Below are 1,612 nucleotides of genomic sequence, written 5' to 3'. Positions count from 1 at the left end.
CTTGTCGCCCAATGACACCTCGATGTATTACTCGGACTACAGCGCGCAGCATTATCAGGATATGCTCTTCAAAGTCGGTGGCTATGATGGTCCGAACGGTGAGGATCTGATCACTGGCTATGACTACTATCTGAAAGAATCGGGCGGAAGTTTGCTGTTTACCGGTAAGGTCTATGGTTGGGTGACGGCCGATCATGATGTGGCCTATTACGGTGGCAATGATCCAAATAATAATGATCAGGATAAAAATGTTGAGCCACTGATTATTGAAGCCGTGACCAAAGCGGTCAACCAATACAATATTGATTTGACTGAGTATGACCAAGAAGACCCCTATGATCTGGATGCCGACGGCAATGTCGAAGAGCCGGATGGCTTCATTGATCATGTGATGATTTATCACTCCACCATAGGTGAAGAAGCAGGGGGTGGTCCTCAAGGCGAGGATGCCATCTGGTCGCATCGTTTCTTCGTGAATCCCACAGGTCGCGTATCGACTATGGGGGTTGAGATTGCCCAAGGGAAAAAGCTTTTTGGCTACACCATTCAGCCCATTGATGCTGCCGTCGGCGTTTCAGTACATGAGTTTGGCCATGATTTGGGCGTGCCCGATGAATATGACACCAATGGCAATCGTGGCGACTCTGCCGGTTCACCGGTCGGTTTGTGGTCGCTGATGGCCGCTGGCAGTTGGGTTGGCGCCATTCCCGGATCGCAGCCGAGTTCGTTCAGTCCATATGCACGCGATTATTATCAAAAACGTTATGGTGGTAACTGGGTGACTAAAAAGACTGTCTCACTTTCCGAGATTCAGCACCCGGGTCAGTCGATTGACTTAACGAGCTGGAACGATACCTCAGGCAATGCCACCAATTTGTTGGAGGTTGATCTTGGCAATATTGATGTGCCTTTTTTCGCGCCTTATGCGGGTAACTGGCAATACTATTCTGGGCGCGGTGACAACCTATCCAACACTTGGACACAGACCGTCAGCTTGCCATCGGCGACATCGTTGACGCTGAAAATGCAGGCACATTGGAACATTGAGACGGATTGGGACTATGTGCAGGTGACTGTCAACGGGACACCCGTGGCTGGCAATCACACCAAAGCGACCAATCCTAGACATTCGACCGTGACCAATTATATCAGCGGCAAGTCTTCGGACATCACCGGTGGCTCTGAACCGGCATGGGTCGAATTAACGTTTGACCTATCACAATATTCAGGTCAAACGGTGACGCTGGGTGTGAAGTATGTCACGGACCAGAATACGGGCGGCTACGGTTTTGTTATGGACAATCTCGTGGTTGAAGCCGATGGGTCGGTTGCTTGGTCAGATGATGCGGAAACGGATGGACTGGCGACCATGAAAGGATTTGCCAGAATTGGTGACAGGAGTCCCGGCAAAAAAGCCTATTATTGGGTTCAGTTGCGTGATCATGCCGGGAACGATGCTGGGCTGAAAGGGCGCGGCTATAAGCAAGGCGTATTGGTCTGGTATCGCAATGAAAATGTCACGGACAATAAAGTCAGTGATCATCCGGGTGAAGTCTTTCTTGGCGTCGTGGACGCTGATCAGACGCCGATCACGAGCGGCTCTGGCTATGCG

1 protein-coding gene is annotated in these 1,612 nt (G+C 50.7%); it reads left to right on the top strand.

All coding sequences use genetic code 11. From position 1 onward, the window contains the following. Positions 1 to 22 precede the first annotated feature (22 nt). A partial coding sequence (locus D6694_09835; GenBank protein RMH40680.1) for a M6 family metalloprotease domain-containing protein occupies positions 23 to 1,612 on the top strand: 1,590 nt, incomplete at its 3' end.

This window comes from Gammaproteobacteria bacterium (genome assembly GCA_003696665.1).
Lineage (GTDB): Bacteria > Pseudomonadota > Gammaproteobacteria > Enterobacterales.
Note: the sequence above shows the minus strand (reverse complement) of the source record. Positions and strands in the feature narration are given on the sequence as shown.